At 43.5% G+C, this 22,766-nt stretch carries 22 protein-coding genes; 3 read left to right on the plus strand and 19 right to left on the minus strand.

From position 1 onward, the window contains the following. Positions 1-55 precede the first annotated feature (55 nt). Both xylA and xylB read right to left on the minus strand, forming a co-directional pair. A complete protein-coding gene (xylA, locus tag CO692_RS04320; RefSeq protein ID WP_096741647.1) occupies positions 56-1,363 on the minus strand; it encodes a xylose isomerase in 1,308 nt (435 codons plus the stop codon). Between the two features lie 117 nt (positions 1,364-1,480). Beyond that, a complete protein-coding gene (xylB, locus tag CO692_RS04325) occupies positions 1,481-2,977 on the minus strand; it encodes a xylulokinase (protein WP_077452032.1) in 1,497 nt (498 codons plus the stop codon). Positions 2,978-3,227: 250 nt separating this feature from the next. On the opposite strand from xylB, the gene CO692_RS04330 reads away from it, so the two are divergent. Next, complete coding sequence (locus CO692_RS04330; protein ID WP_096741648.1) at positions 3,228-4,406, plus strand: ROK family transcriptional regulator; 1,179 nt, start codon at positions 3,228-3,230, stop codon at positions 4,404-4,406. A 55-nt stretch (positions 4,407-4,461) separates the two neighbouring features. Here CO692_RS04330 and CO692_RS04335 read toward each other — a convergent pair whose 3' ends face one another. The 4 genes from CO692_RS04335 to CO692_RS04350 all read right to left on the minus strand — a co-directional run bounded on the left by CO692_RS04335 (position 4,462) and on the right by CO692_RS04350 (position 9,274). Then, positions 4,462-5,295: a carbohydrate ABC transporter permease gene (locus CO692_RS04335; RefSeq protein WP_005228444.1), complete on the minus strand. Its 834-nt coding sequence runs from the start codon at positions 5,293-5,295 to the stop codon at positions 4,462-4,464. Then, positions 5,296-6,207, minus strand: coding sequence for a carbohydrate ABC transporter permease (locus CO692_RS04340; protein WP_096741649.1), 912 nt, complete (start codon positions 6,205-6,207; stop codon positions 5,296-5,298). A gap of 128 nt (positions 6,208-6,335) precedes the next feature. Further along, positions 6,336-7,661 (minus strand): ABC transporter substrate-binding protein, encoded by a 1,326-nt coding sequence (locus tag CO692_RS04345; RefSeq protein ID WP_087664632.1) that lies wholly within the window; start codon positions 7,659-7,661, stop codon positions 6,336-6,338. After that, positions 7,658-9,274: a glycoside hydrolase family 43 protein gene (locus tag CO692_RS04350; protein WP_096741650.1), complete on the minus strand. Its 1,617-nt coding sequence runs from the start codon at positions 9,272-9,274 to the stop codon at positions 7,658-7,660. Before CO692_RS04350 ends, CO692_RS04345 begins: the two co-directional genes overlap by 4 nt. 265 nt (positions 9,275-9,539) lie before the next feature. Between CO692_RS04350 and CO692_RS04355 the strand changes: the two genes are divergently transcribed. After that, positions 9,540-10,334: an AraC family transcriptional regulator gene (locus CO692_RS04355; RefSeq protein WP_172634710.1), complete on the plus strand. Its 795-nt coding sequence runs from the start codon at positions 9,540-9,542 to the stop codon at positions 10,332-10,334. A gap of 263 nt (positions 10,335-10,597) precedes the next feature. Here CO692_RS04355 and CO692_RS04360 read toward each other — a convergent pair whose 3' ends face one another. The 11 genes from CO692_RS04360 to gnd form a co-directional block, all read right to left on the minus strand. Then, positions 10,598-11,320: an HAD family hydrolase gene (locus CO692_RS04360; protein WP_096741651.1), complete on the minus strand. Its 723-nt coding sequence runs from the start codon at positions 11,318-11,320 to the stop codon at positions 10,598-10,600. Between the two features lie 96 nt (positions 11,321-11,416). Continuing rightward, positions 11,417-12,034 carry a bifunctional 4-hydroxy-2-oxoglutarate aldolase/2-dehydro-3-deoxy-phosphogluconate aldolase gene (locus CO692_RS04365; RefSeq protein WP_096741652.1) on the minus strand — a complete coding sequence of 206 codons (618 nt, stop codon included), beginning with the start codon at positions 12,032-12,034 and terminating at the stop codon, positions 11,417-11,419. Then, on the minus strand, positions 12,031-13,119 hold the full coding sequence (gene uxuA, locus CO692_RS04370) for a mannonate dehydratase (protein WP_096741653.1): 1,089 nt from the start codon (positions 13,117-13,119) through the stop codon (positions 12,031-12,033). Before uxuA ends, CO692_RS04365 begins: the two co-directional genes overlap by 4 nt. 20 nt (positions 13,120-13,139) lie before the next feature. Continuing rightward, positions 13,140-13,595, minus strand: a complete 456-nt coding sequence (locus CO692_RS04375; protein ID WP_096741654.1) for a PTS sugar transporter subunit IIA — start codon at positions 13,593-13,595, stop codon at positions 13,140-13,142. A 24-nt stretch (positions 13,596-13,619) separates the two neighbouring features. Further along, on the minus strand, positions 13,620-14,495 hold the full coding sequence (locus CO692_RS04380) for a hypothetical protein (RefSeq protein WP_081117904.1): 876 nt from the start codon (positions 14,493-14,495) through the stop codon (positions 13,620-13,622). A gap of 102 nt (positions 14,496-14,597) precedes the next feature. Beyond that, positions 14,598-15,104: a PTS system mannose/fructose/N-acetylgalactosamine-transporter subunit IIB gene (locus CO692_RS04385; RefSeq protein WP_096741655.1), complete on the minus strand. Its 507-nt coding sequence runs from the start codon at positions 15,102-15,104 to the stop codon at positions 14,598-14,600. Between the two features lie 18 nt (positions 15,105-15,122). Continuing rightward, entirely contained in the window at positions 15,123-15,980 is an 858-nt protein-coding gene (locus tag CO692_RS04390) for a PTS system mannose/fructose/sorbose family transporter subunit IID (RefSeq protein ID WP_008380577.1), read from the minus strand. A 19-nt stretch (positions 15,981-15,999) separates the two neighbouring features. Continuing rightward, on the minus strand, positions 16,000-16,839 hold the full coding sequence (locus CO692_RS04395) for a PTS mannose/fructose/sorbose/N-acetylgalactosamine transporter subunit IIC (RefSeq protein WP_096741656.1): 840 nt from the start codon (positions 16,837-16,839) through the stop codon (positions 16,000-16,002). 11 nt (positions 16,840-16,850) lie between these two features. Next, positions 16,851-17,954, minus strand: coding sequence for an iron-containing alcohol dehydrogenase family protein (locus CO692_RS04400; protein ID WP_096741657.1), 1,104 nt, complete (start codon positions 17,952-17,954; stop codon positions 16,851-16,853). A 15-nt stretch (positions 17,955-17,969) separates the two neighbouring features. After that, positions 17,970-18,971, minus strand: coding sequence for a D-isomer specific 2-hydroxyacid dehydrogenase family protein (locus CO692_RS04405; RefSeq protein ID WP_081117901.1), 1,002 nt, complete (start codon positions 18,969-18,971; stop codon positions 17,970-17,972). Between the two features lie 11 nt (positions 18,972-18,982). After that, positions 18,983-19,882 (minus strand): phosphogluconate dehydrogenase (NAD(+)-dependent, decarboxylating), encoded by a 900-nt coding sequence (gene gnd, locus CO692_RS04410; protein ID WP_096741658.1) that lies wholly within the window; start codon positions 19,880-19,882, stop codon positions 18,983-18,985. Between the two features lie 152 nt (positions 19,883-20,034). Here gnd and CO692_RS04415 point away from each other — a divergent pair, with 152 nt between their 5' ends. Continuing rightward, a complete protein-coding gene (locus CO692_RS04415) occupies positions 20,035-20,886 on the plus strand; it encodes a MurR/RpiR family transcriptional regulator (RefSeq protein WP_096741659.1) in 852 nt (283 codons plus the stop codon). Between the two features lie 257 nt (positions 20,887-21,143). Here the strand turns inward: CO692_RS04415 and CO692_RS04420 are convergent, their stop codons facing one another. Both CO692_RS04420 and CO692_RS04425 read right to left on the minus strand, forming a co-directional pair. Then, entirely contained in the window at positions 21,144-21,515 is a 372-nt protein-coding gene (locus CO692_RS04420; RefSeq protein WP_010749951.1) for a YccF domain-containing protein, read from the minus strand. A gap of 162 nt (positions 21,516-21,677) precedes the next feature. Then, on the minus strand, positions 21,678-22,742 hold the full coding sequence (locus CO692_RS04425; RefSeq protein WP_081117899.1) for a DUF1002 domain-containing protein: 1,065 nt from the start codon (positions 22,740-22,742) through the stop codon (positions 21,678-21,680). Positions 22,743-22,766: the final 24 nt, after the last annotated feature.

Genomic DNA, 22,766 nt, shown 5'->3' on the forward strand with positions numbered 1-22,766 from the left:
AAGATATTTTTTAGGTGAAAAAACTGTCGCTCCTCAGAACGACAGTCGTTTCTTATTAAAACAGGTAATCATTCAAACGCGATTTCACATATTCAATGTGGCTGGATTCTAATTCGATTTGATCATGCGCCAATGCGTAATCTGTCAGTGTTTCTAAGCTTTCCTCATCAGCAACGATCTTCGCTCCGATGCCTTCTTGGAAAGAGGCGTATCGTTTTTCCTTCAACTCGTCTAAAAAGCGGTCTTCTTTTAGTTTGGCTGCTGCTTTCAACGCTCGGGCATACGTATCCATACCAGCGATGTGGGCTAACAACAGATCTTCCATTTCAAATGACGAACGACGGACTTTAGAATCGAAGTTGATTCCTCCCGGTGCGATGCCGCCGTTTTCTAAGACTTCGTATAAAGCGAGTGTCGAGTCAAAAACGTTAGTTGGGAATTCATCCGTATCCCATCCTAACAGCATATCTCCTTGGTTGGCATCCAGTGAGCCTAATGCGTTATAGCTGCGGGCAACAGCGATTTCATGTTCAAAGGTATGACCAGCTAATGTTGCATGATTGGCTTCTAGGTTTAATTTGAAATCTCCTTCTAAGCCGTAGTGCTGAATGAAGGCCATCGTTGTCGCTGCATCAAAATCATATTGGTGTTTTGATGGTTCTTTTGGTTTCGGCTCTAATAAGAACTGCGGTTTATGACCGATTTTTTCGCCATAAGCGATCGCCATTTTGAATAGACGGGCGATGTTGTCTTGTTCAAATTTCATGTCTGTATTCAACAAGGTTTCATAGCCTTCACGGCCGCCCCAGAAGACATAGTTTTCACCGCCTAATTTTTTCGAGATATCTAAGCCTTTTTTAACTTGGGCTGCTGCATACGCGTAAACTTCCGCATTATTGGTGGAAGCAGCGCCGTTGTTGAAACGAGGGTGTGAGAACATATTTGCTGTATTCCATAATAGTTTGATTCCCGTTTGTTCCATTTTTTCTTTGATTAAATCGGTGATTTCGTCTAAGTTTTGGAAAAATTCTTCTAACGTTTCTCCCGCAGGTGCCACGTCAACATCATGGAAACAGAAGAACTCTGCTCCTAATTTTTCGCAAATCTCAAAGAAGGCTTCTACTCGATTTTTCGCTGTTTCCATTTCGGTGTCACCGATCCACGTCCGTTTGTTGACGGGTGCGCCGAAAGGATCAGAGCCGTCTTGCGTCATCGTATGCCAATAGGCGATTGCAAAACGTAGATGATCTTTCATTTTCTTGCCTAAAACAACTTCTTCGGCATCGTAGTGGCGAAATGCTAACATATTGTCTGTTTTAGGACCTTCGTAGCGGATTTTTTCGATCTCTGGGAAATAAGTCATTGTTGTTGCCTCCATTTTATGTTTTTTAGTGTAATAAACTAACTTACTTGTTTCCAATCATTTAGAACCAAAAACGATTCCTCGCTTTGATCAAGCAGATTGCCTGCTGCCATTACGCTATTCGATTTGCGCCAGCGCATGGCAGATAGGCGCGGTCTGCTGGTAGACGGTCCGGTAGATCGCATAGATTTCTTGGTATTTGGCGACATTTTCAGGAATCGGTGCAATGGCTTTGCCATATTTGACAAAGGCGTTAACACAAGCACCTGCATCTGGATAAATGCCACTGCCGATTGCTGCCAGCATTGCTGCGCCCATACCTGGACCTTGTTCAGTAGATAAAGTCAGCATTTCTGCATTAAAAATATCGGCTTGCATTTGCAGCCATTCGGCATTTTTCGCACCGCCCCCCACAGAAACGATCTGGGTGAATTTCCGCTGTGCTCGTTCTTCCATGATCATTTGGGAATCTTTCAAAGAGAAGGTGATCCCTTCTAAGACGGCACGACTGAAATGCTTTTCGCGATGCCGTGTGTCAATGCCAATAAAACTTCCTCTGATTTGGCTGTCGGTATGTGGTGTGCGTTCGCCCACGATATAAGGCGTAAACAGCAGGCCTTCTGCCCCCGGTTTTACCTCACTGATCGCTGAAAGCAATTCCTGAAACGATTGGTTTGGGGCAAACGTATCACGATACCAGCTTAAGGAATTTCCAGCGGCTAACGTGACCCCCATTGAATACAACTTGTCTTTAATCGCATGACGGAAAAGGTGTAGATCGCCTTGATAATCAACCTCTTGCGCTTCTTCAAAGGATAAGAACACACCGCTAGTGCCAATCGACACCATGCCGACACCTTCGGCGATGATCCCTGACCCTAATGCAGCACAGGCATTGTCTGCGCCACCTGCATAGATCGTCACCTCTTGTTCAAAGCCAAAGGCTTCTTGCAGTTCTTTTCGCATTTGCCCTACTGGCGCTGCTGATTCAAAAAGCGGCGGCAGTAAATCCGATGCGATTGCGAATTTTTCTAGAATGGCTTCAGACCAGCACTTCTTTTCGATATCCAGCAGTAACGTACCCGCCGCATCAGAATAATCCATCGAATAGTTACCAGTCAGCCAAAAAGCCAAGTAGTCTTTTGGCAGCATCATGTGACGAACTTGTTGCCAATGTTCAGGCTCATGTTCTTGAACCCATAAAACTTTTGGTAAGGTGAACCCTTCCAAAGCAACATTCTTGGTGATTGCTTTTATTTCCTCTCCAAAGGATGCCATGATCGCTTGACATTGTTTGGTGGTTCGAACGTCATTCCATAATATTGCCGGGCGAATGACCCGGTTTTCTTCATCCAGTAAAACAAGACTATGCATTTGTCCGGAAAAGCTGATGCCGATCAATTCTTTCTGCAGCGTTGGAAGCTGCTGGATCAAGGTTTTGATTACCTCATCTGCCGCCTCTTGCCAATGCACCGGCTCTTGCTCACTGAACCCCGGTCTAGGGGATGACAATGGATAGTCAGCACTTGCTGTTCCTTGGAGTTCCCCGGTTTGATCAAAAACTAGGCCTTTTAACGCACTTGTTCCTAGATCCAACCCTAAAAAATAAGCCATCTCTTCTCTCCTTCCTCTGTTTGAAGCAGTTAACCATTGATCCTCAATCGGTTGATTAGCATTCAAAACTAACTAATTGGATAGTAAACGATTCTCACATTCCTGTCAAGCGCTTTCAACGATTCTTTTATGGTTTTTCGTTCTCAAACTACTGTTCCTACATTCTTCGTTTTTTCTTTATTCTTCAGCTTGCACAATATTAATTTGCACGGTAAACTAACACTAATCACATCTACGAAGAGGAGAACACATGATTATCAATAAAATGGGCATACGCGAACAAAATGAAGCGGCTGTATTGAAGACAATCATTGACAATGAAAATGTGTCAAGAGCGGAAGTGTCAAATTTGACCCATCTCAATAAAGCGTCTGTTTCTCAAATAACCAAAAAACTGATCGACACGGACTTCGTGCGCGAAGTCGGCATTGGGGATTCCACTTCGATCGGTGGTCGCAAACCGATTCAATTGCAATTCAATCACCGCAGCAGCTTAGCTGTTACCTTTGACATCGGCTATAACTATGTTCGTGGAATGCTTTCTTATATCAATGGCGAGATGATCGCCTCCGCCGATCATTCCCATGAATTGATCACCAAAGAAAATGTACTGGCGACGATCGATTCTATGATGAAAGAATTTTGGCCGCAAATGCCGCAAACCACTCATGGATTAGTAGGAATCTGTTTGGCGATCCACGGCATCGTTCACAATCAGACGATCACCTTTGCCCCCTACTACGACTTGGAACACTTTGATTTGATCGCCCCTTTGAGCCAAAAATACAATACGGCGGTCTATATAGAAAACGAAGCCAATTTAACAGCTTTAGGCGAGTACTGTTTTTCTTCTGATTCCACGAATTTACTGAGCGTCAGCGTCCATAGCGGGATCGGTGTCGGAATCATCGTTGATGGGCAGTTGCAAACCGGTACTCACGGTATGGCGGGGGAAGTTGGCCATTCTACGCTCTTTCCTCACGGCAACTTGTGCCCTTGCGGCAATCGAGGCTGCTTAGAGCAATATGCCTCGAACAAAGTCTTGTTTGACACCTACAGTCACTATACAAAAACTGCCTTCGTAAATTCGGATACCTTCGCACAAGCCTACCATGCCGGAGAAAAATCAGCAGTCGAATTGGCGCAACAAAATGTTGAGTTTCTTAGCATTGGGCTAAACAATGTCATCACTTTTTCTGATCCCGAAGAAGTCTATATCAACAGCTCGGTCTATCGCAAAATTCCTGATTTATTACTGGCGCTGCAGCAAAAATTGACCAGTCAGTTCACCAAAAACACGAAGATCAAAAACAGCCGATTAGGCGATCAAGCCCCGCTGTTTGGTGGTAACGTTCTAGTGGCAAAACATTTCTTGAATATCAACGATTTGCGCTTTGCGGCACTTGATCTCTCCCGTGTGATCCGTTAAGTGAATGCTGGACTGAAAACTCAGTCCAGCGTTTTCTTTTGGTAAAAGGGTCTCGCTATCCTTTGATTCCGCCAGCCGTCACACCGCCCACGATGTATTTCGATAGAAACAGGTAAATCAGCAGTAAAGGAATAATACTTAATGAGATCCCTAGATACATACTGCCAAATTCAGTACGGTAAACATCAGTTTTCAACAATTGGACCAGCATCGGCAACGTATACTTTTCCGTATCGTTGATCAAGATCAAGGGCATCAAGAAATTATTCCACGAGGTCACGAACGAGAAAATCGCCATGGTAGCTAAGCCCGGTTTCATCAAAGGCAACATGATGCGATGGAAAATTTTGATTTCGCCGGCTCCGTCTAAACGAGCAGAATCTGCCAAATCAGGATGATAGATCGTTTCTAAATATTGCTTTAAGAAAAAAACGGTAGCGGGTGATGCGATCGCTGGTAAAATCAATGGCAGAAAATTATTTAAGAGCCCTAAGCGATTCATAAATTGATAAAAACCGATCATGCTGATTTGCTGAGGAATCATGATCAGCCCAAGAATGACAGCAAACAGGACTTTCTTGCCGCGAAATTCATAGGCGATCACGCCATAAGCCGTCAACGCCGAAAAATACACATTGAGAACGGTAGCACCAGCAGCAATCAGGAAACTATTTTTAAACCCATTGAAAACATTGAAGCCTCTGCCCATTAAGACGGACCAGTTGTATTGGAGATTACCGCCGGGCCACAAGGACAGCCCTTGCTGGATCTGTTCCGCTGAACGGGTCGCATTGACTAAGACGACCCAAAACGGCAGTATACTTAGGATGGTCAGCAACACCAAAAAGACATAGATCAACAATCGTTTTGCTCGGTAGCTATTTTCCATTTATTTTCGCCCCACTTTGCTGTTTTCTTTGAAAAATTGAAACAATAACGTGCTTAATACGATTGAAAGTACCAATAATAGTACCGACGCAGTTGCGGCAACGTTGAAATTCCGACTCCCGGTAAAGGCCTGGTTGTAGATAAACATCGTGATCGTTAAGACGCTATTGTTGGGATTGCCATTTGTCAGCAAAAAAGGAATATCGAACATTTGCAAGCCGCCAATCAAGGACGTCACCAATGTATAAAGCAAGATGGGTTTTAACAAAGGCAGCGTAATCTTGCGGAAAATTTGACCATCATTGGCTCCATCGACCATTGCTGATTCAAAAAGAGCATCATCAATGCTCAAAATGCCCGAAACCAAAACGATCGTGGTCTGACCATACCACATCCAAAATTGGATAAAGGAAACGATCAGCCGAGTGCCCGTTTCACTACGGAAAAAGTCATAGGGCTGGTCCAAAACACCGAAATGCTGCAAGACTAGGTTGATCGGACTTAACGGAAAACTGAACAAAACAAAAAATAAGATTGCTACTGAAGCGGCAGTAATGATGTTGGGTAAGTAAAAAGCGACTTTGAAGAAGCCTTTCCCCCGCAAGCGCAGCTTGATATTGGTAAACCATGCCGCCAGCAACAAAGCCAAGCCAATTTGAGGGACAAAGTTTACGCCCCACAAAATAAAAGTATTGCTGATCGATTTTAAAAATAACGGGTTGCGAAAAATCGCAAGATAGTTATCCAGTCCGACAAGATTGGCAGTCGGATTCCACCCTTTTAGATCTGTAAAGCTCAGGTAAATCGTATAGAGAATTGGATAAAGCTGAAAAACCAAGAATGCTAGAAAAAATGGTGCGATAAATAATAGCCCATAGCGATGATACTGTTCAAATCTTCTCTTATTCTGCATCGTAATCCCCCTGATATTTTTTTCTTCCACTGTCAACTTCTGCCTATAAAGACAAGCCATTTAAGCAGCGCCTAGTACCTAGAAAAGGTTGAAACCGACCCCGTCTTCGGTGCCGGTTTCAACAACACCTAATCTACTTGAACATCTGGATAAGCATTGACGACCGCATCTTTAAAGTTTTGGATCGCCGTTTCCTGATCCACTTCACCTTTTGAATATGGTGTCAAACAACTATCCGTAAAGAGGGTTTCAATCGTTTGGTCATACTCGGTCAGAATTTTCGCGTTGATGTCTTGAACCATATCGGCAAATTCTGCATAGTGGTTTTGACCGCCTAAAAATTCCTCTTGGTATTCGCTTTTAATTTCTTCAACGACTCGCTCATTCGATACAAAATCACCGGTATCTTCGGCCCATTGTTTTAAAAATGCTTGATCTGTGGTCAAGTAAGCCACCAATTGCGCCGCTTCTTCTTGCATCTCAGAATTTGCCGTAGCACCGATCCATGTGCCGCCCCAGAACCACGACGACGGTCCTTGGATCATGCGCCAGTCCCCTTCTGTTGAGCTGGAGTTATCGGCAGCTGTCGCATTTGGTTTTAACCAATAGTGCAGCCCCCATGTCGGCAAACTATAACCGAATACATTGTCGCTATTCATTCCAGCAAACCAAGCTTCTGATTGTCCTTCTGTATCTTGTGTCAGGCCTTCTTCTACAAATTTTCGTGATATATCCAACAAATCATACAAACTGTCGTCGATCACTAATTTACCGTCTTCAACCCAGCCATGTTCGCGTTGACCATAAAAAGGCTTCGCCAAATCTTGGACACTAGAGATCATATAGGTGGTTCCACCACTTTTTTCTTTGACTGCTTTGGCTTCCTCATAGAACTTGTCGTAGTCTGACAAGGCCGCTTGCGCAGCCGCTGGATCATCGATCCCTAGCAGCTCTTCTGCCATCGATGCCCGGTAATAAAACCCGCCAGGAGCGGCTTGCCAAGCCAAGGCATGAAGAACCCCGTCTTTTGAAGTCCCTACGTCTTTGACATATTGATACGTATCTGCCGCGGCTTCATCAAGTCCCAGTGAACCAAGGTCTGCCATCATGCCTGATTCCACATATTTTTTGACAAAGGCAGATTCTAAAGCAATCACATCTGGTGCATCTTTGGAACCGAGAATCGGATCGAGCTTGGTCTCGAATTGGTCAGAAGGAATCTCCACGATCCGAATGTCATAGGCCAAATCGTCATGCGCCGGCAAATAGTAATCATTGATCATCGTTGATAATTCTGAAGTAAAGGTCCAAACCACGAGTTCATCCTTGCCACTACTTCCCGTTGCGCTATTATCTGAGCCGCTGTTTCCTGAACCATTCCCGCAGCCACTAAGCATAAAAGCCGCTAAGCCCGCCACTGACGCTGTTTGTAAGACCCGTTTCCAATTTTTCATCTTTCTTCCTCCTCGATTTTTTGATAGTCAAATGAATCAAAATCAGCCGCCAAACGATTGCCAGTCGTATCGATCGCAAACATCCCTACAAAAGCCCCTGTAAAGAACCCACCGTAATGTTCTGCTACATAGTCGTCAGACAATTGCAAGCTGTCAAATAGCTGATCGATGACCTGCCACTCTTTTTGATCAAAGGAGTACGCGTATTGATAGTGGGCATAATTAACGATCGTTTTGAAGTAGACTGTTTGTACATCGGCTGGTATCACAACTTCTGGTGCTTTTTGACTCTTCAGTTGGCCCTTTTCGCTTGCCAATACAGTGATGATTCTGCCTTTCGTCTCATCATGAGTGATGTAGATCGCCGACCAGTTTTGTGTATTGTAGTAATTCGTCATGCCTGCTAACTGTAGAAACGAGGTCGGTGAAAATTCGACGGCAGTCGTTGCTTCGAAACGAAAATCGCTCCATCTTCTTGCCACCAGTGCTTGATGGAACAAGGAATTGAACGACTCTCGCCCATACAAGCGCAAGTACCCTGGTCGTGCGGTCAAACTACCTATTTCCTCAGAAAAAGGAATCCGCAAGGTTTGAAACACTGGTGCCAACGACGCCTCTTCAAAATCATCAAAGCCTGATTCTGTTTCCCACGGATGTTCGGGCAGCTGTGGCTGTGGGACTTCCTCTTTTGGAAAGTTTCCGCCTGTGATATACGGCCAATCATTTTCCCAATAAACAGACTGGATCGCTGTTTCCCGTCCGAGCGGGCAATAGCCGCGATTTTCTAAGAGGGGCGTTTCTGGATACTTCAGCGCTCGCCCTGTTAAGTGAACAAAATACCATTCATCGGTCTGCGTTTTCACAAATGAACCATGGCCAGCTTTTTGTAGCAGGATCTCTGGCTGTCCCCAGGAACTGATCAGAGGGTTTTGAGGATGAACTTCATAAGGCCCTTCGATGTGCGTTCCACGAGCGATGGTACTTGCATGTTCAAACTTGGTGCCACCTTCTGCCGTCAATAAATAATAATAGCCGTTTACTTTATACATAACCGGTGCTTCAGTCAATTTGCGCTCTGTTCCTTTGAAGATAATTTTGGGCTGCCCCACCAATTTCTTGGCTTGCCAATCAAACTCTTGAAGAGCGATCCCATAAAAGGAATGGTTTGTCGGGCGATAATCCCATACCATGTTCAGAAAATATTTTTTGCCGTCGTCGTCATGAAATAACGAGGGATCGAAACCAGAAGAGTTCATATAGATTGGTTCTGACCACTCCCCATCAATGGTTTCACAGGTGATCAAATAATTGTTCACATCTTTCCAGCTATTGGATTGTGTTTTGACATCTGAATAAATCAACCAAAAACGACCATCACTGTAACTTAAGTTTGGCGCCCAAACGCCCCCAGAATCAGGGTTTCCCAGCATATTCAACTGACTGACACGATTGACTGGTGTACTGATCAAGCGCCAGTTCTTCAAATCCTTCGAATGGAAGATGCGCACACCTGGAAACCATTCAAAGGTCGATGTAGCAATGTAATAATCTTCTCCTGCACGACAAATACTCGGGTCTGGATGAAAGCCTGTTAGTATCGGATTGGTAATCAAAAAAATTTCCTCCTCTTTCCCTTTTTGGCATTTTGTGATTCAACTGAGTGTCAATAGGAATAAGCAGCTTTCAGTTAGTAAGTTTTCTTTACTAATATACCTAACTAAAAAAAGAAACTTGCTGCTGTAGTTCATTTTAAAAATATTCACTAATCATTGTTCTATTTACTTTCTTCAGCTGAACTGTCATAATTATAAATGGAATCGCTATCATTCACAGGACGATTTCCACACATCGATAGACAAAAAACGGAGGAAAGATTGCGTGACCATTTTAGAAGAATACCATTTTGGCGAATATCTAGGCGTTTCCAGTTACCATCCCTACTCGCTTAATTACATGGAACATTTTCATCGTTCCTTTGAATTGCTTTTTTGTAGTGACGGCGAAGCGGTTGTCAAAATCGAAGAAAGTCCCTATGTCCTTACAACTGGCCAAGTGTTATTAGTCATGCCTTACCAGACCCATGCCATCGAAACCCCTAAGGAATCACAACTACATATTCTGGTTTTTTCGCCGGAGTTTATTCCAGATTTTTATGCCAAAACCAAAGATTTCGCTTTGTCAGATCCCGTTATCACCATTGATCCGTCTGTCGCAAATCAGCTGTATTATCCTTTATTTGAAACGGATTCCCTCTATTTACGAAAATCGGCACTGTATCAAGTCCTTTACCTTTTTGAGCACCAAACGACTTTACTACCAGCCAAAAACCAAGAGGATATCCTGATCCAGCTGCTTGCCTATATCGAGTCACACTTCAAAGAAGAGCTGACGCTCGAAAAACTAAGCAGCAGTATCGGTTATAGTAGCGTCTACGTTTCCAGAATGATCACTGAGAAATTGAAAAGCACCTTTCCTCGGCTTTTGAATCAAGCAAGAATTCGCCATGCCTCTTTTTTGCTGACCCATAGTCTCTTGCCGATTACGGAAGTAGCAGAACAAGCTGGCTTTCAAAACGTGCGAACCTTCAATCGAAATTTCAAAGCATTGACCTCACTGACTCCGAAAGAATACCGCTTAACACACAATGCTCATTTTTCGTTGCTGAAGGAATAGCGTAAAAAAGCAGCTTCACTTACCTATAAAGTGAGCTGCTACAATCTTACTCGTTATTCTAGTCAACCTGTTGCCACGTTCCCAGAAAGTAGTGAAAAACGTTCTAACGCTCCCCTTCTTCATAGAGAAATGAGCAGGAAGAAACCAATTGCCAAAATCAACCTTTGTTGTTTTATCGATTCCGCAACACTATCCCTGATTTACAGCACTGTATGTTCTTGCTTAATGCCCGTTTGCTTGATCGAAGCTTCTTTAAATATCGATCAAGCCCAAGAAAAATGATTCACGACTAGCCAGTCTCTGACTTCTGTTAGATCAGAAAAAGTTTTCACCTGTGTAGCTACTTCTTGCTCAAGTTTTGGCTGTTTAAGCAAAGGATACTTCCCATTTTTTTTGACTGGCAAAGCACTCAAATCATCCGCAATCAGAAAAGCTGGGATCTCGGCTTGTTTTGCGGCTTTTATGCCGGCTAGAGAATCTTCTAATACCAAGGCTGCTTCAGGCTTTACGCCTAATTGTTGGCAAGCTGTTAGAAAGATTTCTGGATCAGGTTTGCCGTTTCGCACTTGATCCCCAGAAACCACCGTGTCAAACCAATCTGGCATCTGTTCCATTTCAAAATACGCCTTGATTTTTTCTTTCGACGAAGAGGACGCCACGGCTATCAAGCAATCTTGTTTTTTTAATGCTTCCAACAGTTCAAGAAGGCCGGGCTTTTTGAACACCCGTTTTTCTTCAGCTAAAATCACTTCTTTCTGACGATTCATCGCTTCTCGCCACCGATCCGTTGGTACCGTACTGCCATAAAGTTCCTGCATCCCTCTACGAATATCGGCTTCCGTTTTGCCAGTCAGGTAATAATAAACATCTTGGCAAACTTCAAAATCATACTCCTCCGCGGCGCTTAAATAGGCGCGGTAAGCTAGACGACCTGTTTCAAACATCAAACCGTCCATATCAAAAATCACCAGTTTTATCTTCTCCATCCTATGGCCTCCTTTGCTTTTCTGCGAATAAAAAAGCAATGGTACCAAAATCCTTTGGCACCCATTGCTTCATCTTGTTTATTTACAGCTGACTGCTCAACTTAGCAATGATTTTACATGCGCCAAATGGCTGTCAGCCTTTTCCCGACCTTCTTTTACTAATGATTCTGAAAGAATGAAGGAGCCGCCAACTGCTAGCACCTGCGGATCAGATAAATAGTCTTGCATATTTTCGAGAGTGATGCCACCAGTTGGGACAAATCGAATATCATAAAACGGACCGCTGAGGGCTTTGATCGCCGGCAAGCCCCCGTAGATATCCGCGGGGAAAAATTTCACAACTGATAAGCCATATGCCGCTGCTCGTTGAATGTCATTTGGCGTAGCTGTCCCCGGAAATACTGGAATGTTTTCGGCAAGACAAAATTCCACCACATCAGGTACAAGAGCAGGGGAAACAATAAAGCGCGCCCCTTTCTCAACTGCTGCTTTCGCTTGTTCTAAGGTGCGTACCGTGCCTGCGCCTACGATCAATTTGCCCGATCGAGAGAGTTCTTCAATCGCTGCTAAAGCAAGGTCACTGCGGAAGGTCACTTCAATAAAATACAGTTCATGCTCAATCAGCAGTGATTCTACTACTGGCAAATAGGTAAGGTCTGTTGCCGTGTAAAGAGGCAACACCCTTGTTTTTGCCAATTGTTCATAGAGTGTCATACACTCTTTCCTCCCTTCGATTGCATTTGCTCTTTCAAGACGGCTTCATGAAGCCCTTGAAGATAACTGATTCCAATCGCGCGATCATACAGACCATAGCCTGGCATCGCCACTTCCCCCCAGATCGTCCGTCCGTGATCAGGACGGATGACGCCATCAAAACCGACCTCAACCAAGGCTTTCATGATGGCATACATGTCTAACGATCCTTCAGTGGAAAGATGGGCAGATTCTTTAAATTTGCGTTCCCCCATAAACAACACATTGCGGAAATGAACAAAGTTGATGCGGCCTTTTAAGGCATGAACGATCTCCACCATGTCGTTTTCTGGATCGGCACCTAACGAACCGGTGCACAACGTCACCCCATTATAAGGTGAATCCACGATGGCCATGATTTTTTTCAAGTCCTCTAAATTTTTGGTGATCCGTGGCAAGCCAAAAATTTCCCAAGGTGGGTCGTCGGGATGGATCGCCATTTTCACATCTACTTCTTCACACACAGGAATGATCCGCTTTAAGAAATAGCTTAAGTTATCAAAGAGGATCTCTTGAGTGACCCCTTCATAAGTTGCCATCAAACGCTGGAACTTTTTCAGTCGTTCTTCTTCCCAGCCTGGCAATTTAAAGCCTTTTGATTGGCTATGGATCAACGTATACATCTCACTAGGTTCCATATCATCTACAACGGCTTGATCATAGAGCAAGGAGAAACTGCCATCCTCGTTTTGATAAAATAGGTTTGTTTTTGCCCAGCCGAAGATCGGTTTGAAGCTATAGCAGATCATATGTACATCACAAGCTGCTAAATTCCGAATCGTTTGAATATAATGATCGATGTAGTGATCCCGTTCCTCTGTTCCGGCTTTGATCGCATCGTGGATCGCCACACTCTCAATCCCTAATAGCGAAAGATGCTCTTTTTCAATTGATGCTTTTAGTGCGTTGATTTCGGAAATCTCCCAGACATCTCCGGGCATTTTATTCAGAAGTGTTCCTACAATGCCGTGCATTCCTGGAATTTGTCGAATATTCGTTAACGGGATCGTATCCCCTTCCCCGTACCATCGAAACCCCCATTGCATTTGCTGTCATCCTTTCGTTTTTAAAAATCATCGTCCTCCTCAGTTTCTTTGCTACTATCACCTGCCGAAGAATTGTGCCAAAGCGCCACACTGTTTTCTCCTTGCTGGATCACTGCTGCCACCGCCTGTTCAATCGGTGTCGCCAAAAATTGGTGATTGATTGCTTCTAATACCATCGGCAGATTCACTCCGCCGATCACATACGTCTTTTCCTGAAGAGGTTCTTCTAATTGATTGATCGTTACAACCGACTGATTGTAGGGACTCGCACTCAATAGATCAGCAAACACCAATACACCGTCCCCTTGATCTGTTTCATGGATTGCTTCATGGATTTTGTTTCCCAGAAGTTGAATATCCTCTCCGTGGTTCAAATTAACGACCGCAATATTTTCGACACTGCCCATGATCACCTCTGCGGCATCTTTAAAACCAGTACTCAGCTGTCCGTGAGTTGCCAATACGATTCCTAACAAATGTTGTTCCTCCTTTTTCGCTTCCTAACCAAATAATGCAAGGACTTTTTGCATATTCCTCAGATTCAGCTCTTTTTGCTTTAATTGTTTTCTAGGCAACACATACGTCTGATCCTGTTGCTTTTCTGCACAAAACAGATAGTTGATGCTGCCCATTGCTTCACTGCTGTGTTCGATCGCCAGCTGCTGCAGTTGCCCTTCATTGAATTGCTTGCCGATAGCTCGAATCGGCGCATCGGCACCAATAGAATCTAAATAATAAATCTTCGCATTCGGCCTTGCTGAATCACGTAACACTTCCAACCCGCGTTCTCCGTAACTTCCTTCATCAAGAAATGCGAAGGCAGTCGCTGTTTGACTGTTTTGACTGATCAGTGACAGCAGCGCTAAGATAGAGGAGGTATTGCGGGTCAAATTTTGCTCAAATCCTGCCCCGCGGCTTACGCGATTTAATAGCAGAAAATAAATACCGACTCCTAAAGCAAAAAGCGCTGTTTGCCATGAGAGCAAGGGAAATCTCCCTGAGGCAAAGTGGATATAAAGCCAGGTACCCAACAACCCTAAAAGAATCATCACTGCTGAAGCAGTCAGAATAAATTGATTTGTTTTGCGCCCTTGCTCCTGCCGATCAAAAAAATGGTAATCACCGAAATGCTGTGGCGGTGTATCATAATATGTGCAGATGATCCGTTTTGCTTTGGTCAGATCGCCAACATACAAATTGCGTGAGGCGTTTTTTTTCGTGTGATCATACTCGATCACCTGAAGGTCTTTGCGAAATGGAATGATATCCGCGATGAGTGCCTTCAAAAATCTTTGTTTGCTTTTATCCGTGGATCGCGACCGATAGACATACCGATAACGAAACAGCCAATCACGAAATGCTTCTGTTTGATTCATGGCGAATTCTCCTATTCACAAATTACCGACAAGGAAGGAGGAACTCTTTTTTTATAAGATCCTCCGCCTTCCTCTTCAACAGATGACGAACTCGCTCAATGATTACAAATTGAACTGCTTCAACACATCTTTAAGGGTTGATTTCGGTGCAGAAGGTGTTGCTTGAAAATAGATTGATTCCACACCGTACGCTTCGTTCATTTCTTTGAGTTTTTGCGCATCCTCTTGATTTAAATAAACAGATTTTGTAACGAGAAGGTCCTTTTCAGGATCTTTTTGGGCGATACCGCCTATGTTTAATTCTTTCATCGGCACGCCGTGTTTGACTAAGTCGTACATCACACTGACAGTTTTGGCGATCAAAATACAGTTGTAATCTTTGAAGTTGTATTCATCCCAGTAAAATTTGGCTTTTTCTGGTGTAACGACGATCGTTTTTTGCCCTGTGCGGCTACCGGCATTTTTGTATAATTCCCGCATGAACTTATCCTTAGCTACTACCTCATCCACTACAAAAATCGAATTGACTCCGCTTTTTTGTGACAAGGTCATCATGACCTGCCCATGGATCAATCGTTCGTCGACTCGTGCTAAATTTACTACACCCATTTTTGACACTTCCTTTTCTTATAAAATACCGACACCGGCTAAAATAATCAGAATCAAAGTCAGCCATAGCAATGCTTGCGTGACTTTTAATCCTTTCTTTGTATAGAACCAGTAGACGCCCATCACAACTGCTAACGGCAAGATCCCTGGTACAATCTGATCAAGGATATCTTGGATAATAAATTCTCGTCCAGAAATATCAAACTGCAGCGAAGAACTGACTTTGACATAGTTTCCAGCCAGAACCCCCATCATAAACAAACCGAGAACCGACAGTGTTTCAATTGCGGTTTGGACGCCTGTACTTTGCATCAATCCAGTTGCATTGCGCCCCATCGAAAATGCTTGACGGGCGAAAAACATTCCTAGAGAAACTTGATACAGTGCAAAGCAAATGAATGGGAACAACGCACCTAGCGGACTTCCTTGCTGTGCCCAAGGGACGGCAATCGCAATAAAGATATATTGAACGGTTCCTGAGTCGATGGCATCCCCAATTCCTGCTAAAGCCCCCATCAAACCAGCTTTCGTGTTGTACATTAGATCATCTTGCATCAAGATCTCTTTTTTCTCATGCTCTTCCTCGGCCCGCTGTTGTTCCATTGATGACATCAGCCCAGTGATGACTCCGCCACCCCAACTCAGCTGGGTATTGAAAAACAGCAGTTGGCGTTTGTAGGCAGCTTTCAGTGCCTCATCGTCTTTGTAAAGTTTGCGCAAAATCGGCATCATGGCGTATAAAAGCGAGGGTGATAAATACCGTTCAAATGAATGCGGGATCTCATTGGCGAAATGCCATCTTAGGTATGCTTTTGTGACATCTTTCTTCGTGATTTCTTCCGGTGCGCCTTGCGCTTTTTGAATTATTTCGGTCATTACTGCTCCTCCTTATCGATTAGAACCCGTCATCATAGTCATCGTCATCGTCATCATCAAAGGATGGTGATGCTGTATTCGTTTCTGGGGCTGGGGCCAATTTTCCTTTTTGTGACTGAACAAAAATCAACGCGATCAAAATACCAAAAATCGCATAGGTGACCATGGTAATTTCCAGCGAACTGAAAACTACACTCATGAAATAGGCCAAGAAGAAAAAGACCATATAATCTTTTCGACCGATCACATAGACGGTAGTTGCAATCCCGATCGCTGCCAATCCTCCGCCGACTACTTCTAAAATATGAATAACGACTGTCCCCTCAAGAGCATTGATGACATCAGCAATCAGTGGAGCGCCTAAATAAAGTGCAATAAATACCAGCGGAACAAATAAAATAAATGAAGCCAGCGTTGGGTATAAAATAATTGAACGCGTCATTGCCTTGGCATTAAGATCTTCTACTGCTTTATCCGTATACTTTCCTAAGAAGGTATTGATAAAGAAACGGAACTGATACAAATAACTCCCTAGCAACCCAACAGGAACGGCAACAGCAATCGCTGCTTCTGGTTGCAGATTTCCTAGCAAAGCTACCGGTACGGCAATCGCCGCAGCAATCGAAGGTTCCGCCGGCATGGATCCGCCGGGAGAAAATACCCCCATGTAAATCATTTGTAAAGCGGCAGTGACGATCATGGCTTGAGCCACATTTCCCATCACCAGTCCGACAACTAATCCCGTCATCAATGGTGAAAAACGTAAAGTCAGTGTGGCGCCTCCACCGAGCCAACGAGACATGACTGCTGCAACCCACAGCGCAATCAGTAAACTTTGTGTAACACTTAATGTATCCATTTTTCCTCCTCCTAAACTTCTTTCAAATAGTTTTCTAAATCAAAAACAGCTTCTTTCAAGCGTTCTTTGGTGATTAAGACTGGAATCAAGTGGACTTTTTCTTTCGAATCTATGAACTGCACCAACTGATCGATGACTTGTGCATCTTCAGGAAAAATACCCATTTGATGTAAACTCATTGGTAAGTGCAATTCTTGATAAAAGGGGATCAACTGATCGATGACCGTCCATTTTTCTTCAAGGGCTAATTGATAAAACATCCCATAGGCAACCTTTTCCCCGTGAAGAAAACGATGACTTTCAGGCAGATATTTACTGATGGCATCATGCATCGCATGCGCCGCTGCATTGCGGGCATATTTATCGCCTAGCCCGCCTACCATTCCAGCAACTGCAATAACGATCTCCGACAAGTGACAAAAGGCGTCTGTCACTTCCTGCCGCTTCATATCTTCAATCGCTTGTTTCGATTGTGTCAAAATAGCTGTTTCGCATAATTTTGCTGTATAGCCTGCCATTTGCAAGAAGGGCTCATTTTTCAAATGTGGTTGGGCTAAAATTGCTTCCGATTCAATCCATTTTGCCAACGTATCTGCTAAACCGGCGATAAAGTAGGAGACTGGTGCATCGATCACTAACGTCGGATCGGTAATCAAAAAAGCAGCCTGTCTTAAATAGTGTTCCGACTTTCCTTCAGATTCTCCTGACTCTTTATACATGACAGACAAGGGGGTCCATGGTGCACAATTGCTGGCCAATGTTGGGATCAGTCCAAAGGGTCGATTGACTACATGTGCTGCATACCCCACTAAGTCGGCTAACTTTCCGCCGCCAACCCCCAGAATAAAATCGATCGCCAGTTCTTCAACAAGATCAGCAATCAGTCCAGCGCCATAATAACTACATTCTCCTGTGTAGCGATGATAAAAAATTTCCAAATGCGCATCTTCTAAAAAGGGTAATTTTGGTTTCGCTTTTTCCCAAGAAACCGTTCCATGTACGAGCAGCAGGCGTTTTACTTTGTACTCTTTTAATACTTCCGGCACATAGTCGATCGCGCCTTCATGGTAACGATAAACTTGCGGTCCAACCTTTACTTTTAAATCCGTTAGCACGAGTTTCACTCTCCTTTATACAGCTAAAAACCGACTTTCCGCTTGAACAGCACGGTCTGGCAGCAGTCCCTTAACGATTCGTTCAATATCCGTGACACATTTGTTTCCCATTTCTTCTAAGCATTCCATAGTATAAGCTGATGTATGCGGTGTCATAACTACATTTTCAAAAGCTAAATACGGATGATCTTTATGACCAGGCTCTTCCTCTAAGACATCGGTGGCAAGACCAGCGATTTTCCCACTTTTTAATCCGCTTACAATTGCCTCTTCATTCAAAAGTGCGCCACGGGCACTATTGGAGAGATATACTTGATCTTTCATTTTTGAAATTTCTTCAAAGGAAATCATATGATAATTTTCCTCCGTCAAGTTAGCACATAGACAAATAATATCTGATTTTGCTAGCAGCTCGTCTAGCTCGACTTTTTTTCCACCATAGCTTTGAATATGCAAAGCCGACTTATATGGATCATATGCCAAAACCTCGCAGCGGAAACCATTTCTCAATATTTCTACTACACAGCTTCCAGTATTGCCGACACCGATCACTCCTACCGTCTTGTTAAATAATGCCCGTCCGACAAAGTCCGCTCGTTTTTCCCATTGATCTTCGCGGACTTTTGTATTCGATTCAACTGTACAGCGCAGAAGCGCCAATAGATTGGTCACATTATTTTCTGCTACTGCATCTCGCTCGACCAAAGCTGGAATGATCGAAACAATCGTTTGGTGGTCCTTCGCTGCTTCTAAATCAATATTGTTATAGCCGATCCCGTGGCGTGTAATCAGTAGCAATTCATCTTTGTACTCAAAAAACTCTTTGGTAAAAAACGGGGTAACACTTGCTATAATGATGTTGTATCCCTTAAGCTTTTCTGCTAATTCTTTCCCATTGATTTCGCTATCGAACGTGAAATGACTGACAGTTCCGATTGCTTGCAACCGCTCGATATGTTGCGGAAAGATTTTTCCAAAGCTGCTGGAATTCACTATAGCGATCTTAAACTGTTCCATATTCTTCCTCCTTACTCTTTTGCAACAATCTCATGACCACCAAAACCATTCCTTAGCGCAGAGACGACTTTTGCTGAGAAACTGTCTTCTTCTTGGGACAAATTTCTCATAAACAAACTCATAGCGATCGTCGGTACAGCAACATTCATCTCCAAAGCCGTTTCCACTGTCCACCTAGCTTCACCAGAAGCTACAACAACCCCGCGATATTCCTCCAACTTAGGGCTCTCATTAAATTGGGCCGCTGCGATTTCCATCAGCCAGCTGCGAATAACCGATCCATGATTCCATACCTCTGCGACGGAAGCCAAATCAAAGTCATAGGCACTTTGTTCAATCAATTGAAAGCCTTCACCGATCGCTTGCATCATTCCGTATTCGATACCGTTATGGACCATCTTTAGAAAATGACCGCTTCCTGATTCCCCTGCGTAAAGGTAGCCTCCTAAAATAGCCACATCTGCAAACAAAGATTCCACTTCTGAAAAAGCGATTTCATTCCCGCCAATCATCAAACATGCATCTTTTCTAGCTCCGGAAACCCCACCAGAAGTCCCACAATCAAAGTAATGCACCTCTTTTTCTTTAAACCAGGCTGCTCGGCGAATCGAATCTTTGTAATTAGAATTTCCGCCTTCAATCACGATATCTTTCGCTGATACAAGGGGCCATAGTTCTTCAAGAATCCCCTCAGTCACCGTTCCCGCAGGAAGCATCAACCATAAAATCTGTCGGCCGCTAAAAGAATTCGTCAAATCAGCTAGCGTTTGATAGAGTGTAATTCCAGCTTCTTGCGCTGTTTTCTGCGCATGTATCGAAAGATCCAGCCCTTTTACTTGATAACCTTGATCTTTTAAATTGAGGGCCAAGTTCAATCCCATTTTTCCAAGTCCGATAATTCCTATCTCCATGACAGCGCCTCCATTTCATACTTTCATTATACAAAAAAATATTTTTTTGTAAACATGAAAAATAAAAATAATTTTTATTTGCTTTTTTTCTTTAAAAGAGGTAACGTAACAATACAAAGATAATAATGTTCATATAAAGGAGGTAACCGTCTTTGACTGTTTCGATTCGCCTGCAAATAAAAACGCTTTATAAAGACTTAAGTCTCAAAGAACAAGCGATTGCCGACTACATTTTGGAAAATCCTAGTAAAGTCAGCCACAGTTCAATCAGTGATTTATCCAATGAATTAGGCATCGCTGATTCGACCTTTTTTCAATTCACAAAAAAACTCGGTTACAACGGATTTAAAGACTTCAAAATGGCAATGCTAATGCAGGAAAATGATTTTTCTGCCATTTCGATCCATGAAAATATCCAGAAGTCTGATAATGAATTGACTATGGCTCAAAAAGTATTTGATTCCAATATGACCACATTGACTGATACTAAAAATCTTTTGAAAGAAGAAGATTTAAAGCTTGCTGCTGCAATGATCAATCAATCTAAACGACTTTCTTTCTTCGGCGTTGGTGGTTCAGAGATCGTGGCAACCGATGCCTATCACAAATTTTTGCGCTCGCCGATCACTGTTTTTCACAGCAGTGATTATCACATCCAACTGATGGAGGCTTCATTGTTGACGCCAGATGATTGCGGCATTTTTATCTCTCATACTGGAAAATCAAGAGAAACCATTGAACTAGCTCAAGTTGCCAAAAACAATGGTGCCAAAATTATCGTCATTACTAGCCATGCTGCTTCCCCTTTAGCCAAACTCGGCGACGTGGTTTTCATCTCTATTTCCGAAGAAACTGAGTTTCGCTCAGAGGCATTGGCATCCAGAATCGCTCAACTGAGCATCATGGATTCCCTCTATGTCATCTTAATGTTTATTAATCGAGACAAAGCGCAACAATCGATTGCCAAAATTCGGCGCTCCATTTCAAAAATCAAAGAACCCTGAGAAGGGAAGAAAAAAACTTAACATTTTTCTGTGTTTCGCTAAATCTTTTGTGAATCACAGTTGATATGCAAAAAAACTTGTGCTTTTTTCTGTACTCTTCTTTGGTTTCTTATCAACTTTTTCAGTTCTGAAATTCAACTGCGGTGAGCCTGCCAAAAATCTTGTCCCTTACTCTTGCTGATGGTCGCAAAAAAACCACATCACAAAGCTATCCGCTCTGTAATGTGGTTTTTTAAGACTATCTTTTTTTAGGTAAATCAATAACGACTAGACACAATCTCTGCTCCAAAGGGCATCAACGCTAAGCGCGCCATTTTCAATGATTGCGCCGCAAATGGAATGCCGATGATCGTGATGGCTAGAATGACTGCGCTAGCTAAATGTCCTAAAGCCAGTGGTATACCAGAAAATATCAACCATAAAATATTTAGAATCACGGACACGCCACCGCCACGGTAAACGATGTCTTTCCCAAATGGTGCGAGTGACAACGTCGCAAACTTAAAACATTGCAGACCAATGGGAATGCCGATGATGGTGATACACCATAAACACCCAGCCAAAAACCATGAGATCGCACCGATCAAGCCGCCAAAGACAAACCAAATCACGTTGCCTAAAAAATTCATCTGATTGCCCTCCTTCTTTTTTTAATAAAGACTGCTCCTGTTTTAGCAAAGAAAGCAGGGGGCATCGTTAGCACTCAGACATGCGCTATCGTCTGGTGATCCTTCCCCTGCGCGCTTCTCTTTTTTCTTAATACGAGCGAAATGTGTTATTTTGTAAAATGCTTATTGCCCAGAATCAACCGTTGATTCGCTGCTGTTATTTGATTCATTTGAGTCATTGCCGAAGACACCGGTGATCGAAGACCAGATGCCGCTAAAGAAGCTCTTGATATTTTCCCAAAGGCCCTTAGAGGTTTCTTCGATTTGCTTGCGAGCTTCTGACAGATCCAATTCTTTGATGAAGTCATCGAAGATATTGTTGTCTCGCATGTCGCTCATTAAAGAGGTCAATTCAGAAATTTGATTTTCCGTAACGATTCCTTCAAGTCCGTTGTCCTTCAAGGCTTTTTCTACTGTCTCTTGAATGTCTGCTTGAGTCAATTCCGTACCATCTGCGGTTTGAGCAGCCAAATCGGTTTTCGCTTGTTCTTGCGCTGCATTCAATGCTTCATCGGAATAGCCTTCTTTGTCTTTGTTCTCTTCGGTGATCGTAGAAAGCACATCCATCTCATCTTGAGCTACAGCTACTCGATTCTGATTGATGACGCCGCCTGATTCTTCAACGATTTTGTATACCCCAGCTAAAGCACCGGAACCGTCGATCGGTACAGCAGAAGCTACCGTTAGCTTCGCATCAGTGATCCCTGCCGTCAGCGCTGCATTTTGATATTGGGCTGCGGTGATGCGGGTAATGTTATCTGGTGTCGCGATATCGACAGTGATTCCTGCTCCGCTTTCTAGCGTCTGCATTCTGACCGAGCTATAGACCGCCCAATCTGCGGTAAAGCCACCATCGGGAATGTATTTCATCAAGTCAGTACCGTTTGTCGTATAAATCGGTGTTTCGCCTTGAATGCCCAGGCGTTCAAGTGTGTAGTCTTCTTGTGCTTTCGTCAAGGCATTTCCGATCGCCACGGCATTGACTTGCAAACGATCTGAACTGCTGTCAGAGGTACTCGTCTGACTGTCGGTAGTGGCTGTCGTTGCAGTAGAACTGCTTGTTGCAGTGGAACTGCTGGTCGTTGAATTGGTTTCGTCAGCAAAAACTTGTGGTGCTGCTAATAAAACTTGGCTAGATACCAAGAGAGTCGCTAAAATCATCGCTGGTTTTCGAGTCTGTTTTTTCATCATTATATCCTCCAAGTGTTGATC

This window comes from Enterococcus sp. FDAARGOS_375, assembly GCF_002393265.1.
GTDB classification, from domain to species: domain Bacteria; phylum Bacillota; class Bacilli; order Lactobacillales; family Enterococcaceae; genus Enterococcus_D; species Enterococcus_D innesii.

Bases quoted from the DNA above. Each gene is read 5' to 3' on its own strand.
- CO692_RS04345 (WP_087664632.1), bottom strand. From the start codon at position 7,661: ATGAAAAATTGGAAACGGGTCTTACAAACAGCGTCAGTGGCGGGCTTA.
- xylB (WP_077452032.1), bottom strand. From the start codon at position 2,977: ATGGCTTATTTTTTAGGGTTGGATCTAGGAACAAGTGCGTTAAAAGGC.
- CO692_RS04425 (WP_081117899.1), bottom strand. From the start codon at position 22,742: ATGAAAAAACAGACTCGAAAACCAGCGATGATTTTAGCGACTCTCTTG.
- CO692_RS04340 (WP_096741649.1), bottom strand. From the start codon at position 6,207: ATGCAGAATAAGAGAAGATTTGAACAGTATCATCGCTATGGGCTATTA.
- CO692_RS04330 (WP_096741648.1), top strand. From the start codon at position 3,228: ATGATTATCAATAAAATGGGCATACGCGAACAAAATGAAGCGGCTGTA.
- CO692_RS04380 (WP_081117904.1), bottom strand. From the start codon at position 14,495: ATGAATCAAACAGAAGCATTTCGTGATTGGCTGTTTCGTTATCGGTAT.
- CO692_RS04420 (WP_010749951.1), bottom strand. From the start codon at position 21,515: ATGAATTTTTTAGGCAACGTGATTTGGTTTGTCTTTGGCGGCTTGATC.
- CO692_RS04335 (WP_005228444.1), bottom strand. From the start codon at position 5,295: ATGGAAAATAGCTACCGAGCAAAACGATTGTTGATCTATGTCTTTTTG.
- CO692_RS04390 (WP_008380577.1), bottom strand. From the start codon at position 15,980: ATGACCGAAATAATTCAAAAAGCGCAAGGCGCACCGGAAGAAATCACG.
- uxuA (WP_096741653.1), bottom strand. From the start codon at position 13,119: ATGCAATGGGGGTTTCGATGGTACGGGGAAGGGGATACGATCCCGTTA.
- CO692_RS04395 (WP_096741656.1), bottom strand. From the start codon at position 16,839: ATGGATACATTAAGTGTTACACAAAGTTTACTGATTGCGCTGTGGGTT.
- gnd (WP_096741658.1), bottom strand. From the start codon at position 19,882: ATGGAGATAGGAATTATCGGACTTGGAAAAATGGGATTGAACTTGGCC.
- CO692_RS04385 (WP_096741655.1), bottom strand. From the start codon at position 15,104: ATGGGTGTAGTAAATTTAGCACGAGTCGACGAACGATTGATCCATGGG.
- CO692_RS04405 (WP_081117901.1), bottom strand. From the start codon at position 18,971: ATGGAACAGTTTAAGATCGCTATAGTGAATTCCAGCAGCTTTGGAAAA.
- CO692_RS04360 (WP_096741651.1), bottom strand. From the start codon at position 11,320: ATGGAGAAGATAAAACTGGTGATTTTTGATATGGACGGTTTGATGTTT.
- CO692_RS04365 (WP_096741652.1), bottom strand. From the start codon at position 12,034: ATGACACTCTATGAACAATTGGCAAAAACAAGGGTGTTGCCTCTTTAC.
- xylA (WP_096741647.1), bottom strand. From the start codon at position 1,363: ATGACTTATTTCCCAGAGATCGAAAAAATCCGCTACGAAGGTCCTAAA.